The organism is Dactylosporangium sp. NPDC049525 (genome assembly GCF_040676755.1).
GTDB lineage: Bacteria > Actinomycetota > Actinomycetes > Mycobacteriales > Micromonosporaceae > Dactylosporangium.
In genome coordinates this window covers 1-13,634 of sequence record NZ_JBFAPO010000039.1, presented here as the reverse complement: position 1 = coordinate 13,634, position 13,634 = coordinate 1, and the positions used below count along the sequence as shown (strand labels likewise).

Genomic DNA, 13,634 nt, shown 5'->3' with positions numbered 1-13,634 from the left:
CATGCTTACGGAGACACTCGCGGCGATCCGGCCGCTGGACGACGAGGCGATCGCGGCGGCCAGGGCGCTGCAGGCAAGGCTGACGAAGCCGCCGGGTTCGCTCGGCGTGCTGGAGATGCTGGCGGTCCGCCTCGCCGGGCTGGCCGGCACGTGCCCGCCGCCCATCCCGGAGCCGGCCGCGCTGGCGATCTTCGCCGGCGACCACGGCGTGCACGCGCAGGGTGTGACGCCGTGGCCGCAGGAGGTCACCGGGCAGATGGTCGCCAACTTCCTGGCCGGCGGCGCGGTCGTCAACGCGTTCGCCCGGCAGTGCGGCGCGAGCGTCACCGTCGTCGACGTCGGCGTGAAGAGCGCCCTCGACCCCGCCCCGGGCCTCGAGCTGCGCAAGGTCCGCGCCGGCACCCGCGACCTCAGCGTCGAGCCGGCGATGACCCGCGAGGAGGCGCTGCAGGCCGTCGAGGTCGGCATCGAGATCGCCCAGTCACTGGTCGACAAGGGCGCGAAGGTGCTGCTGACCGGCGACATGGGCATCGCCAACACCACCCCGTCGGCGGCCCTGATCGCGGCGTTCACGCACGCCGACCCGGCCGCCGTGACCGGCCTCGGCACCGGCATCGACAGCGAGACCCACGCCCGGAAGGTGGCGGTCGTCACATCCGCGGTCGTCGCGCTGCACGCCGAGGACCCGATCGACATCCTCGCCGCGGTCGGCGGCCTGGAGCACGCCGCCCTCGTCGGCTACATCCTGCGGGCCGCGGCGCTGCGCATCCCCGTGATCATCGACGGTGTCATCGCCGCGTCGGCCGCCCTCGCCGCCGCCGCGCTCGCACCCGCCTGCACCGCGGCCATGGTCGCCGGGCACCGGTCGGCCGAGCCCGGCGCCAGCGTCGCGCTCAGCTATCTTGAGCTGGAACCGCTCGTCGACCTGGGCCTGCGCCTGGGCGAGGGCACCGGCGCCGTCCTGGCGCTGCCGATCGTGGCCAGTGCTGTCCGCGTCCTGCACGAGGTAGCCACTTTCGACTCAGCTGGAGTTGCCCACAAGTGAACCCATACCCCCTCGGTCTGGTGCTCGAAGGTTTGCGTGTCCTGGTGGTCGGCGGCGGTGCCGTGGCCACCAGGCGCGTTCCCGCGCTGCTCGACGCGGCCGCGGACGTCGTGCTGGTGTCACCCCACATCACCCCCGCCCTGCAGGCGCACGTCGACGCCGGCCGGGTCACCTGGCGCGCCCGGCGCTTCGAGCCCGCCGACATCGACGACGCGTGGCTGGTCCACGTGGCGGTCAGCGACACCGCCGCGGCGGCCACGATCAGCGAGCTCGCCGCGGCCCGCCGGGTCTTCTGCGTGCGCGCCGACGACCGGCACGCCGCGACCGCCTGGACCCCGGCGGTGACCCGGCAGGGTCCGGTGACCGTCGCCGTGCTCGGCGGCGGCGACCCGGCCCGCTCCGTCGCCGTCCGCGACGCGATCGGCGAGCAGCTCGCCGCCGGCGCGATCGTGGCCGCGATCCCGCCCGAGGCCGGCCCCGGCCGGGTCGCGCTGGTCGGCTCCGGCCCCGGCGACCCGGAGCTGCTGACGGTCCGGGGCCGCCGACTCCTCGCCGCCGCCGACGTGGTGGTCATCGACCGGCTCGCCGCCGGGCTGCTGCTGGACGAGCTGCGGCCCGAGGTCGAGCTGTTCGACGCCTCGAAGATCCCCTACGGCCCGTCGGCCGCGCAGGAGGAGATCAACCGGGTCCTGGTGGACCGGGCCCGGCAGGGCAAGTTCGTGGTCCGGCTCAAGGGCGGCGACCCGTATGTCTTCGGACGTGGCGGCGAAGAGCTCCTGGCCTGCGTGGCGGCCGGTGTACCGGTGAGCGTCGTGCCCGGCATCAGCAGCTCGATCGCGGTCCCCTCGGCGGCCGGCATCCCGATCACCCACCGGGGGCTGGCGCACGAGTTCACGGTCGTCTCCGGGCACCTCGCCCCGGCACACCCCGAGTCGCTGGTCAACTGGCCGGCCCTGGCGCGGCTGCGGGGCACGCTGAGCATCCTGATGGGCCTGAAGAACCTGCCGGCGATCGCCGCCGTCCTGCAGGAGCACGGCCGCGCGCCCGACACGCCGGTCGCGGTGATCCAGGAGGGCACGACCCGCGACCAGCGGGTCGTGCGCGCGCAGCTGTCCACGGTCGCCGACGCGGTCAAGGAAGCGGCGCTGCGCCCGCCGGCGGTCATCGTCGTCGGGCCGGTCGTGGACGCCCTCACCACGTGAAGTGGACGCCCTCACCACGTAAAAGTGGACGCCGTTACCACGTGAAAGACGCCCTCACCACGTGAAAAGGGGCGCCCCGGAAAGGGCGCCCCCTCACAGCGCTCAGGAGCGGTCCAGCTCCAGCGCGCAGCGGATCAGCCCCAGGTGCGAATACGCCTGCGGGTGGTTGCCCAGGGCGCGCTCCGTCAGGGGGTCGTACTCCTCCGGCAGCAGGCCCGTCGGGCCGGCGCACTCGATGAACTGGGCGAACAGCTCCTCCGCGTCGGCTCGGCGGCCGGTGCGCAGGTACGCCTCGATCATCCACGTGGTGCAGAGGTGGAAGCCGCCCTCGACGCCAGGCAGGCCGTCGTCCCAGCGGTAGCGGTACACCGTCGGGCCTTCGCGCAGGTCCGCCTCGACCGCCAGGACCGTGGCGAGGAACCGCGGGTCGTCGTCGGCGAGCAGGCCGGACAGCCCGATCCACAGCACCGACGCGTCCATCTCGTCGTAGCCGTAGGCGACGGTGTAGGCGCCGAGCTTCTCGTCCCAGCCCTTGTCCAGCACGTTCTCGGCGATGGTGGTGCGCAGCGCCCGCCACGCCTCCGGCACCGGCCGGCCGGCCCGTTCGAAGAGCTGGACGCCGCGGTCGACGGTCATCCAGCACATGACCTTCGAGTAGACGTAGTGCCGGGGCCGCCGGCGCGCCTCCCAGATGCCGTGGTCCGGCTCGTGCCAGCGCCGCTCGACGGCCTCGACCATCGCCTCCATGAGGGCGAAGTCGCCGGCCTCCGGCGGGCGGAGCTCGGCGAGGGTGGTCACCAGGTCGGCGACCGGGCCGAACACGTCGAGCTGCACCTGGCCGTTGGCGGCATTGCCGACCCGCACCGGGCGGGAGCCCGCGTAGCCCGGCAGCGCCTCGATGACGGCCTCCGGGCCGAGCTCGGTGCCGTCGAGCGTGTACAGCGGGTGGAGCCGCTCCGGGTGCCCGTCGGTGTTGTCGGCGACCTTCAGCGTCCACCGCAGCAGCGACTCGGCCTCCTCGGTGGATCCGAGGTCGACGAGGGCCTTGGCGGTCAGCGACGCGTCGCGCAGCCAGCAGTACCGGTAGTCCCAGTTGCGGGACCCGCCGACCTCCTCCGGCAGCGAGGACGTCGCCGCGGCCAGGATCGCCCCGGTCGGCTTGTGCCACAGCCCGCGCAGCGTGAGCGCGCTGCGCTTGACCAGGTCGCGGGCGACCGACGGCAGCTTCAGCGCGTCGGACCAGTCCCGCCACGCGGCCTCCGCCGTGACCTGCCGGTCCTCGGCACGCTCCTGCGGCGGGTCGATCGAGTCGGTGCCCAGCCGCAGCTCCAGCATGGCGCTGCCGCCGGTGGCGCTGAGGTCGACCGTCGCGCGGGCCAGGTCGCTGTGCCCGTCGGAGCTGATCTCCCAGCTGATGCCGGGGGAGTAGAGCACGATCGGCTCGTTGGAGCCGAGCACCAGCAGGCCCTCGTCGCCGATCGGCTGCAGCCGGATGTGCACCTGGCCGAAGTCGGGCCGCGGCACGAAGTCGATCCGGGCCCGTGAGCTGCCCGACAGCACCCGGATGAGCGAGTTGCCGGTCGGGTGGTGGTCGAGCCAGTCGGTGACCGTCAGACCCGACCAGCGGGTCTCCACGGTCATGGTGCCCGGCCGGTACCGCTGGCCGAGCGGGATGCCGCCGCGCTCCGGCTGGACCGTGAAGTGGCCCGCCGCGGTGTCGCCGAGCAGGTCGGCGAAGACGGCGCCGGAGTCCGGCTTCGGGTGGCACAGCCAGGTGACCCGGGCGGCGGGTGTGAGCAGGGCGACGGTGTGCGTGTTGGACAGCATCGAGTGCCGCTCGATCGGCACCGCCTGCTCGCCGAAGAGCCAGCGCCGCCGGGTGTGCAGCAGCAGCTCCAGCACGCCCACGGCCACCTCGGCGTCGGTGATGCTGAAGCGGGCCTGCGTCTCGCCAGGGCCGACCTTGATGCCGAGGTCGGGCCCGTGCAGGTGGGCGAACGCCTTCTCGTCGGTCGCGTCGTCGCCGAGATAGACGATGGCGCTCGCCGAGACCTGCATCCGCAACGCATCGACGGCGAGACCCTTGTCGGTCGGCACCACCGACAGCTCGATGACCTCCTTGCCGGTGGTCACCTCGATGTCGGGCCACAGGGCCGCACCGCTGCGGACGGCGTCGAAGACCCGCCCGGCGACGTCACGCGGCGCCGCGCGGGTGTGCACCGCGACGCTGGCCGGCTTCGCCTCCAGGCGGACGCCCGGCTGGTCCCGGCAGATCGCGTTGAGCGCCGCATGCAGCTCCGCACGGCGCTGCTGGCGCTCCGGCGGCAGCTCGTCGACGTATCCGACGTCGAACTCGGAGCCGTGGCTGCCGACCAGTCGCACCTCGGCGGGGAGGCGCGACAGTGCGGCAAGGTCGCGCAGCGCGCGACCGGAGATCACGCCGACGGTTGTCTGCGGCAACGAGGACAACGCGCGGACGGCGGCTACGGATTCTGGACTGGGTGTCGCCTTCGTTGGGTCGGCGACGATAGGCGCGAGTGTGCCGTCGTAGTCACATGCCACCAGGAGGTTCGGCACGCGGGCGACGCGCAGCACCGCCGCGCGGAGGTCCGGGTCGAGCGAGAGGACGCTGCCTGTCGCCGAGTGTTGGTTCATGTCCGGCCTGTTCGTGGGAGCGATGGAGGTCGTTTGAGCGATTGACGTGCACACGGCGGTGCAAAGGCGGGCGTGTGGTGGTCAACATGATGGTCAAGATGCTGCACCGAGAGCGTCGAGAAAGGCGTCCGCCCAGGCGCGGACGTCGTGTGAGCGCAGGTGGGAATGCATAGCATGCATCCGTTTGCGCCCTTCGACCGGGTCGACGTGGATCGCGCGCATGAGTGCGTCTTTCACCCCGTCGAGGTCGTGTGGATTGCACAGGAATGCCTGACGCAGCTCGGCCGCCGCACCGGCGAACTCCGACAGCACGAGAGCGCCGCCGTCGTCGGCGCGGGCGCCGACATACTCCTTGGCCACGAGATTCATGCCGTCCCTCAACGGAGTCACCATCATGACGTCGGCCGCGACGTACAGCGCGGCCAACTCAGCCCGACTGTACGACTGATGGAGATAGTGCACGGCCGGTTGGCCAACTCGTCCGTACTCCCCATTGATCCGCCCGACCTCACGTTCAACGTTCACCCGCAGGGTCTGGTAGTGCTCAACCCGCTCCCGACTCGGCGTAGCCACTTGTACCATCACCGTATCCGGCGCCGTGAGTCGTCCATCCGACAACAATTCGCGGAAGGCCTTCAGCCTCCGCTCGATCCCCTTGGTGTAGTCCAACCGGTCCACCCCGAGGATGATGGTCTTGGGCTCACCCAGCTCCGTCCTGATCGCCTTGGCCCTGGCCTGCACTTCCGGTGAAGCGGCGAGTCGCTCCATCTCCTCGACGTCGATGGAGATCGGGAAGGCCTCGGCCCGCACCGTGCGGCCCTCCCACTCCACGACGCCGCGCCGCACCCTGGTGCCCAGCAGATGTCGGGACAGTTGGACGAAGTTCTGCGCGCCGAGTGGCCGTTGGAAACCAACCAGATCGGCACCGAGCAGACCCTTGAGAACTTCCGCCCGGCGGGGTAGTTGCATGAACAGTTCGACCGGGGGAAATGGGATGTGCAGAAAAAACCCGATCTTGAGATCGGGTCGGGTCTCGCGCAACAGTGCCGGCACGAGCTGCAACTGGTAGTCCTGGATCCAGACGGTGGCGCCGGGTGCCGCGTCGTCGGCGACGGCCTTGGTGAACCGCTCGTTGACCAGGCGGTACGACTCCCACCATCGTCGCTTGAAGATCGGCGTCTCCACGGCGTCGTGGTAGAGCGGCCACAGGCTGGAGTTGGAGAAGCCCTCGTAATACCGCTCGACCTCACCCGCGCTGAGCGCGACCGGGTGCAGCTTCACCCCGCCGGCCTCGAACGTCTCCTCCGGAAGCTGCGAGTCGCCGGTGCCGCCCGACCAGCCCACCCATGTGCCGTTGCGCTGCTGGAGCACCGGCTCCAGTGCGGTGACCAGGCCTCCCGGGCTCCTGCGGAAGCTGACCTCGCCGTCCGGTCCGACGACCTTGTCGACCGGCAGTCGATTGGCGACCACCACGAATGCACTGTTGCCAGCCACGTGTCGTGTCCTCCCCCTGGGTGATCCACCCTCGTACTTTCAGCCTACTGATCCTCGAAGCTGCCCGGCAGCATGCAGCGGGCTGGCTCACAGGTGCGATCCTGCTGGGCATGTCCTCGCACGATGCCTACGCCGAGCCCGAGCGGGGCCGGACGCTCACCGTCGTCCTGCTCGCCCTGCTGATCCTGACCGTCATCGGTGCATTGTTCGGTTTCGTGCTGGGACGTCGAGACATTGATGATCCTAAGTCGAACGCGGGTAACGGTCAGTCTCCACGACCGGCCGTTTCCGTGACGAGCCAGGGTGCCACGACGCCCGTCGCCGACCGGTGCCCGAGCTTCATCGAGACCGCCGTCAAGCGCCGCGACGGCAACGCCGCCACGCCGCTGACCTTGCAGTTGTTCATCCGCACGGACAAGCGCGAGGCCTGGGTCTGCCTGGAGGCCGACGGCCAGGGGCTGTGGTATCAGGGCCACGACAAGCGCAAGAGCTTCTACAACGGCGGCGCCGGCGAGACGCCGGTCGACGGCGAGAACGGGCTGCTGCTCGGCGGCGGCAACGTCAGCGTGGCCGGGGACGACAAGTACGTGGCGAGCAACGGCGGCACCAAGTACGCCCTGTCCCGGGACAAGCTCGTGGTCACCGGCGACCAGAACTTCACCGAGGACGTGAAGGAGTCCCTGCCCAAGAAGTGACGCCCGATTTGGGTGCCGGCCCTGGGCCTGGAAAGATTGACCCGACGCGAACACAGACTTACCGGAGGTAGGGGCGCACCGTGGCTCAGTACATCTACGTGCTCGAGAAGGCGCGCAAGGCGCACGGCGACAAGGTCGTGCTCGACAACGTCACGCTGTCGTTCCTGCCCGGCGCGAAGATCGGTGTGGTCGGCCCGAACGGCGCCGGCAAGTCGAGCCTGCTCAAGATCATGGCGGGGCTCGACAAGCCGAGCAACGGTGAGGCCCGGCTCATGCCCGGCTACACCGTGGGCATGCTGCTGCAGGAGCCGCCGCTCAACGAGACCAAGACCGTCCTCGGCAACATCGAGGAGGCCGTCGCGGGGACCAAGGCGAAGCTCGCCCGGTTCAACGAGATCGCCGAGATCATGGCGACCGACTACTCCGACGCGCTGATGGAGGAGATGGGCCAGCTCCAGGAGGAGCTCGACCACGCCGACGCGTGGGACATCGACTCGGCCCTCGCCCTGGCCATGGACGCGCTGCGCTGCCCGCCGCCGGACGCCGACGTCACCACGCTGTCCGGTGGTGAGCGCCGCCGCGTCGCGCTGTGCAAGCTGCTGCTCGAGGCGCCCGACCTGCTGCTGCTCGACGAGCCCACCAACCACCTGGACGCGGAGAGCGTCAGCTGGCTGGAGCAGCACCTGCAGAAGTACGCCGGCGCCGTGCTCGCCGTCACCCACGACCGGTATTTCCTGGACCACGTGGCCGAGTGGATCGCCGAGGTCGACCGCGGCCAGGTCCACGGCTACCAGGGCAACTACTCGACCTACCTGGAGAAGAAGGCCCAGCGGCTGGCGATCTCCGGCCGCAAGGACCAGAAGCTGCAGAAGCGCCTCACCGAGGAGCTGGAGTGGGTCCGCTCCAACGCCAAGGCCCGGCAGACGAAGTCCAAGGCCCGCCTCGAGCGCTACGAGGAGATGGCCAACGAGGCCGAGAAGACCCGCAAGCTGGACTTCGAGGAGATCCAGATCCCGCCGGGCCCGCGCCTGGGCAACCTGGTCATCGAGACCAAGGACCTGCTCAAGGGCTTCGACGAGCGGGGCGTGCTGATCGAGAACCTGTCGTTCTCGCTGCCGCGCAACGGCATCGTCGGCATCATCGGGCCCAACGGTGTGGGCAAGACCACGCTGTTCAAGACCATCGTCGGGCTGGAGCAGCCCGACGCCGGCCAGGTCCGGGTCGGTGAGACGGTCAAGCTGTCCTACGTCGACCAGAACCGCTCCGGCCTCGACGGCGACAAGACGGTCTGGGAGGTCGTCTCCGACGGCCTCGACCACCTCATGGTCGGCAAGGTCGAGATGCCGTCCCGGGCGTATGTCGCGGCGTTCGGCTTCAAGGGTCCCGACCAGCAGAAGCCGACCAAGGTCCTGTCCGGCGGCGAGCGCAACCGGCTCAACCTGGCGCTGACGCTGAAGATCGGCGGCAACGTGCTGCTGCTCGACGAGCCGACCAACGACCTCGACGTGGAGACGCTGTCGTCGCTGGAGAACGGGCTGCTGGAGTTCCCCGGCTGTGCCGTGGTCATCTCCCACGACCGGATGTTCCTGGACCGGGTCGCGACCCACATCCTCGCCTGGGAGGGCGACGAGAAGGACCCGGCCAAGTGGTTCTGGTTCGAGGGCAACTTCGAGTCCTACGAGAAGAACAAGGTCGACCGCCTGGGCCAGGAGGCGGCGCGCCCGCACAGCGTCACCTACCGCAAGCTCACCCGCGACTGAAGTGGCCCGCTTCATCTACCACTGCGCCCTGCGCTGGTCCGACCTGGACGCGTACGGGCATGTCAACAACGCGCGCTTCCTCACCCTGTACGAGGAGGCGCGCGTGGCATTGATGTTCACCGCGGCGAAGGCGGCCGGGCTGCAGACGTTCGAGGACGGCATCGTCATCTCACGTCATGAGATCGACTACCTGCGTCCCATCGACTACGGCGATCCCGTGCGCATCGAGCTGTGGCTGGAGGAGATCAAGGCGAGTCGATTGACCGTCGCCTACGAGCTCTTCGACGGTGACGCGGTCGCCTCCCGCGCGAGGACCGTCTGCGTGCCCTTCGACCTGGCCGCCGGCCGGCCCCGCCGGGTGAAGGACGTCGAGCGCGAGTTCCTGTCCCCGTGGCTTGGCTGAACGATCTCGGCGCCGCGGACGCCCGGGCCTTCGTGGCCCGGGCGGTCCGTCTGGACGCCGGTGCGGTGGTCCGGCTGCGGCCGGCCGGTGACGAGCACGTCACCCTCTGGTCACACCTGCCGTGGGGCATCCTGGTGAGCCGTGGCGTACCCGGACGCGTCGACGGCGATCACACCGTCCTAGCCCGCGAGCTCCTGACGTGCCTCGATGGCGATCTTCCCACTCTTCGGGACAGCGAGTGGCATTGGTCCATCCCTGGGGGTCCCGGGACCGTCGTGGAGCGGATCCCGGGTGCCGACATCCGGCGCGTCGGGGCGGCCGCCGCGGACACGTTGCGGACCGCCGCGGCGGAGGGTGTCGGGGGTCGCGCGGTCGGGTCGAGGGTGCTCCGGGAGGCACTTCTGGATCATGTGCCGATCGTCGTGACGACCGCCGCCGGAGAACGCGTCGAGATACCGCAGCGGCTCGTGCAGGCGGTCGTGCGAATGGGGTTCACGATAAGCGACCGTGCAGCTGCACGAGACTTTGTCGATGTTCGGAAATTGGGTCCATGGACGGCTCTGGCCTGCGCATATGGCTCTGCCTGGCATCGTGCTGCCAAGACTCTCCTCATCGGATAGACGGTGGTAAGACCCTCACCCGAACGGGTGGGGCGGGGGTGAAATTGGGGGCTGCTGAAACTCGTCCGAACGGGTACCGTCCTCTTTCGGGTCCACCGCCGAGCGAAATCGTTTGGCGACGGACTGCTATTGCGGGTGGAGGCCACGGGGGAGCTAGGGAGCGCGGAGACATGCCAAAGTGGCCATGGCGTGCCGAGCAGACGGACGGGTCGCAGACCGACACGACCGTCGCGCAGCTGGCACGGGAGGAGCCGACTCCGGTGACCGACGCGGTGTGCGACGGGACCCCGGACGTGGGTGCGGGCGTCATCGCACCGGTGACGTTGCTGAGGGTCGCTGAGGCCCTCGAGCAGCTTGAGATTCGATACCTGACCGATGGGGATGGCAGCCTTCTGGCGCTGTGGGAGCGCCACGCCGTGCTGTTCGCCCTCGAGGGACCGTCGGACGAGATCCTGGTCGTCCGTGCCAGGCCGCACGCCACGGTGCCGCCGGACTGGGCCGACCGCTCCTACCGGGTGGTCAACGAGTGGAACCACACGCGCCGCTTCTACAAGGCATATGTCGGTGACCCCACCGACCGCGGCCAACTCCCGATCTACGCCGAGATGCAGGTGCCGCTGCTGTCCGGCGCCCACCCGGAGCTGATCGCCGAACTCGTCGACTGCGCGGCCGTCGTCGCGATGGGGTTCGTCGACTGGCTCCACGACGAGGGCGCACTGCTCTGACGGTGCTGTATGCCCCGCCTTATCCGGACAAGTCCGATAACGGCGGGGCTTCGTACCGGCTGCAGGAGGCGGGCGCTTCGAGGAGATCCTCGGACGTGGGACGATAGAGCCCTGATCCCCCGCCTCATGGAGAACGGACGCCTGTGCCACCGACGAACGACCCCGGCGTGAACCGTCCCGGAGCCACCGTGCCGGACCGGATCCGCAACTTCTGCATCATCGCGCACATCGACCACGGCAAGTCGACGCTGGCCGACCGGATGTTGCAGCTCACCGAGGTGGTCGACGCGCGGCAGATGCGGGCGCAGTATCTCGACCGCATGGACATCGAGCGCGAGCGCGGCATCACCATCAAGAGCCAGGCCGTGCGCATGCCGTGGGTGGTCCGCGAGGGCGACCTGAGCGGCCAGCAGTTCGTGCTCAACATGATCGACACCCCGGGCCACGTGGACTTCACCTATGAGGTCTCCCGCAGCCTGGCCGCCTGCGAGGGCGCCGTGCTGCTCGTCGACGCGGCCCAGGGCATCGAGGCGCAGACCCTGGCGAACCTGTATCTCGCGCTCGAGAACGACATGACGATCATCCCGGTGCTCAACAAGATCGACCTGCCGGCCGCGCAGCCCGAGAAGTACGCCGAGGAGCTGGCGCACCTCATCGGCTGTGACCCCGACGACTGCCTGCGCGTGTCGGGCAAGACCGGCGTCGGCGTGTCGCACCTGCTCGACGAGATCGTGCGGCAGCTGCCCGAGCCGCTGCCCGGCAACACCGGCGCGGCCCGCGCGATGATCTTCGACTCGGTGTATGACGTGTACCGCGGCGTGGTCACCTACGTCCGCGTCGTCGACGGACGGCTCGGCGCCCGCGACAAGATCAAGATGATGTCGACCGGCGCGGTGCACGAGCTGCTGGAGATCGGCGTCATCTCGCCCGAGCCGATCAAGAGCGACGGCCTGGGCGCCGGCGAGGTGGGCTACCTCATCACCGGCGTGAAGGACGTGCGCCAGTCCCGGGTCGGTGACACGGTCACCATCAACGCCAAGCCGGCCACCGAGGCGCTTGGCGGCTACAAGGACCCGAAGCCGATGGTCTACTCGGGGCTCTACCCGATCGACGGCTCGGACTACCCGCTGCTGCGCGACGCCCTGGACAAGCTCAAGCTCAACGACGCCGCCCTGGTGTACGAGCCGGAGACCAGCCTCGCGCTGGGCTTCGGCTTCCGCTGCGGCTTCCTCGGCCTGCTGCACCTGGAGATCATCCAGGAGCGCCTGGAGCGGGAGTTCAACCTCGACCTGATCTCCACCGCGCCCAACGTGGTCTACCGGGTGATCACCACCGACGGCACCGAGGTCGCGGTCACCAACCCCAGCGAGTTCCCCGACGGCAAGACCGGCGAGATCTTCGAGCCGACCGTCCGGGCGACGGTGCTGACCCCCAACGACTTCGTCGGTGCGGTCATGGAGCTGTGCCAGGGCCGCCGGGGCGTCCTGCTCGGCATGGACTACCTGTCCGCCGACCGGGTCGAGCTGCGCTACACGCTGCCGCTCGGTGAGATCATCTATGACTTCTTCGACCAGCTGAAGAGCCGCACCAAGGGCTACGCCAGCCTGGATTACGAGCCCAGCGGCGAGCAGGCCTCCGACCTGGTGAAGGTCGACATCCTGCTGCACGGCGAGCCGGTGGACGCGTTCAGCTCGATCGTGCACAAGGACAAGGCGTACAACTACGGCGTCACGATCGCGGGCAAGCTGCAGAAGCTCATCCCGCGCCAGCAGTTCGAGGTGCCGATCCAGGCCGCCATCGGCAGCCGGATCATCGCCCGCGAGACGATCCGCGCCATCCGCAAGGACGTCCTCGCCAAGTGCTACGGCGGTGACATCAGCCGCAAGCGCAAGCTGCTGGAGAAGCAGAAGGAAGGCAAGAAGCGGATGAAGATGGTCGGCCGCGTCGAGGTGCCGCAGGAGGCGTTCATCGCCGCCCTGTCGACGTCGGACGCACCCACCTCGGACAAGCCGAAGAAGTGACGCACTGCCCCCGCTGCGGGGCGTCCACGGACGCTCCGCCGGTGGCATGCGCCGCCTGCGGTTACGCCGTCTACGTCAATCCCCGCCCGACCGGCACCGCCATCATCGTCGACGACGGGCGCTTCCTGGTGATCCGCCGTGCCCGCCCGCCCCAGCAGGGCTGGTGGGACCTCCCAGGGGGCTTCTGCGACGGCTGGGAGCACCCGCGGGACGCCGCCGTCCGCGAGGCCCGCGAGGAGCTCGGCATCGACATCCAGCTCGGCGCCTTCGTCGGCATGTGGATCGGCACCTACGAGTTCCAGGACGAGCCGCTGCCCGTCCTGGACTGCTTCTGGCTCGCCGCCCTGCCGCAGGGCGCCACCATCACCCTCGACCCGGCCGAGGGCACCGAGCACGCCTGGGTGCCGCTGTCCGATCCGCCACCTCTCGCGTTTTCCACCATGGAGTCGGCGATACGCGAAGTTCGTCGATCAGCGGGGCGTTTGGTCCCCTGACGTCACGGGCAATAAGAGCGCAACCGCAACTGCAAGACCCCCTGGTTGAGGCTCTGAAGGAGGACCCCCGTGACTGTCACCGGAATCATCACCGCACTGATCGTCGGCCTAATCGTCGGTGCGCTCGGGCGGCTGGTTGTCCCCGGCCGCCAGAACATCCCAATCTGGCTGACCATGGTGATCGGCGTGATCGCCGCCCTGCTCGGCACCGTCATCGCGAACGCCATCGGCATCTCCACCGACACCCCGGGTGTCGACTGGGGCGAGCTCCTGGTTCAGGTGATCGTCGCTGCCATCGGCGTGGCCCTCGTGGTCGGTGTGATGGGTCGCGGTCGCCGCAGCACCCTGTAACACCCGCACCACGAACACCCGCACCACAGCGAAAGGCCCCCAGCCTCCCCGGACTGGGGGCCTTTCGCTGTGCCCGTCACGACGTTTGTGTCACGACCGGAGGTCGTGTCGCGGCCGTTCACGGCTGCGGGCCTGTTCACGACCGCAGGTCGTGTCACCGCAACCGGCC

The 13,634-nt window shown here is 69.7% G+C and carries 12 protein-coding genes; 10 read left to right on the top strand and 2 right to left on the bottom strand.

Annotated elements, in window-relative coordinates; genetic code table 11:
* The first annotated feature begins 1 nt into the window (after position 1).
* Positions 2–1,045 carry a nicotinate-nucleotide--dimethylbenzimidazole phosphoribosyltransferase gene (cobT, locus tag AB0K00_RS38595; RefSeq protein ID WP_363531408.1) on the top strand — a complete coding sequence of 348 codons (1,044 nt, stop codon included), beginning with the start codon at positions 2–4 and terminating at the stop codon, positions 1,043–1,045.
* On the top strand, positions 1,042–2,247 hold the full coding sequence (cobA, locus tag AB0K00_RS38590) for a uroporphyrinogen-III C-methyltransferase (protein ID WP_363531405.1): 1,206 nt from the start codon (positions 1,042–1,044) through the stop codon (positions 2,245–2,247). The genes cobT and cobA overlap by 4 nt, the downstream gene beginning before the upstream one ends.
* Before the next feature lie 102 nt (positions 2,248–2,349).
* On the opposite strand, the gene otsB is transcribed toward cobA, so the two are convergent.
* Together otsB and AB0K00_RS38580 are read right to left on the bottom strand one after the other, a co-directional pair.
* On the bottom strand, positions 2,350–4,902 hold the full coding sequence (gene otsB / locus AB0K00_RS38585; protein WP_363531402.1) for a trehalose-phosphatase: 2,553 nt from the start codon (positions 4,900–4,902) through the stop codon (positions 2,350–2,352).
* Positions 4,903–4,995: 93 nt separating this feature from the next.
* Complete coding sequence (locus AB0K00_RS38580; protein ID WP_363531399.1) at positions 4,996–6,396, bottom strand: trehalose-6-phosphate synthase; 1,401 nt, start codon at positions 6,394–6,396, stop codon at positions 4,996–4,998.
* A 5-nt stretch (positions 6,397–6,401) separates the two neighbouring features.
* Here AB0K00_RS38580 and AB0K00_RS38575 point away from each other — a divergent pair, with 5 nt between their 5' ends.
* The 8 genes from AB0K00_RS38575 to AB0K00_RS38540 all read left to right on the top strand — a co-directional run bounded on the left by AB0K00_RS38575 (position 6,402) and on the right by AB0K00_RS38540 (position 13,465).
* Positions 6,402–7,091, top strand: coding sequence for a hypothetical protein (locus AB0K00_RS38575; RefSeq protein ID WP_363531396.1), 690 nt, complete (start codon positions 6,402–6,404; stop codon positions 7,089–7,091).
* An 80-nt stretch (positions 7,092–7,171) separates the two neighbouring features.
* A complete protein-coding gene (gene ettA / locus AB0K00_RS38570; protein ID WP_363531393.1) occupies positions 7,172–8,851 on the top strand; it encodes an energy-dependent translational throttle protein EttA in 1,680 nt (559 codons plus the stop codon).
* Between the two features lies 1 nt (position 8,852).
* Entirely contained in the window at positions 8,853–9,254 is a 402-nt protein-coding gene (locus AB0K00_RS38565; protein WP_363531391.1) for a thioesterase family protein, read from the top strand.
* Entirely contained in the window at positions 9,242–9,874 is a 633-nt protein-coding gene (locus AB0K00_RS38560; RefSeq protein WP_363531388.1) for a hypothetical protein, read from the top strand. Before AB0K00_RS38565 ends, AB0K00_RS38560 begins: the two co-directional genes overlap by 13 nt.
* A 170-nt stretch (positions 9,875–10,044) precedes the next feature.
* On the top strand, positions 10,045–10,599 hold the full coding sequence (locus tag AB0K00_RS38555) for a YbjN domain-containing protein (protein WP_363531386.1): 555 nt from the start codon (positions 10,045–10,047) through the stop codon (positions 10,597–10,599).
* A gap of 143 nt (positions 10,600–10,742) precedes the next feature.
* Complete coding sequence (lepA, locus tag AB0K00_RS38550; RefSeq protein WP_363531383.1) at positions 10,743–12,620, top strand: translation elongation factor 4; 1,878 nt, start codon at positions 10,743–10,745, stop codon at positions 12,618–12,620.
* Between the two features lie 41 nt (positions 12,621–12,661).
* On the top strand, positions 12,662–13,114 hold the full coding sequence (locus AB0K00_RS38545; RefSeq protein ID WP_363531380.1) for an NUDIX hydrolase: 453 nt from the start codon (positions 12,662–12,664) through the stop codon (positions 13,112–13,114).
* Between the two features lie 69 nt (positions 13,115–13,183).
* The gene (locus tag AB0K00_RS38540; protein ID WP_363531377.1) at positions 13,184–13,465 is read left to right on the top strand and encodes a GlsB/YeaQ/YmgE family stress response membrane protein; all 282 of its coding nucleotides are present in this window, start codon (positions 13,184–13,186) and stop codon (positions 13,463–13,465) included.
* The last annotated feature ends 169 nt before the right edge of the window (positions 13,466–13,634 follow it).

Bases quoted from the DNA above. Each gene is read 5' to 3' on its own strand.
- otsB (WP_363531402.1), bottom strand. From the start codon at position 4,902: ATGAACCAACACTCGGCGACAGGCAGCGTCCTCTCGCTCGACCCGGAC.
- cobT (WP_363531408.1), top strand. From the start codon at position 2: ATGCTTACGGAGACACTCGCGGCGATCCGGCCGCTGGACGACGAGGCG.
- AB0K00_RS38555 (WP_363531386.1), top strand. From the start codon at position 10,045: ATGCCAAAGTGGCCATGGCGTGCCGAGCAGACGGACGGGTCGCAGACC.